This window comes from Vibrio splendidus 12E03, from assembly GCF_000272105.2.
Taxonomy (GTDB): domain Bacteria; phylum Pseudomonadota; class Gammaproteobacteria; order Enterobacterales; family Vibrionaceae; genus Vibrio; species Vibrio splendidus_I.
This window is the reverse complement of sequence record NZ_AJZD02000318.1, coordinates 1-256: the sequence shown is the minus strand read 5'-3', so window position 1 is coordinate 256 and position 256 is coordinate 1. Positions and strand designations below refer to the sequence as shown.

The window sequence follows — 256 nt, the reverse complement described above, 5'->3', positions numbered from 1 at the left end:
TCACATCGAATATCGCCGTCATTACTACTCAGTTCCCCATCAACTTGTCGGTCATCATGTCGAACTAGAAGCCTCTAATCGTCTGGTGCAGATCTACCATAAAGGTAACGTGGTCGCCCAGCATCCACGTAGCCAAAGAGATCGCGGAAACAGCACCCAACCAGAGCACATGCCAAGCAACCATCAACATCAGAAGTGGTCACCAGAGCGCTTGCTTAGTTGGGGGGCCAATATCGGCGCAGCCACACGAGAAGTC

At 52.0% G+C, this 256-nt stretch carries 1 protein-coding gene; it reads left to right on the top strand.

Annotated features, from left to right (window positions below):
* Positions 1-256: Mu transposase domain-containing protein (locus A142_RS20210; RefSeq protein ID WP_019823551.1), on the top strand; the 256-nt coding region annotated here is incomplete at both ends.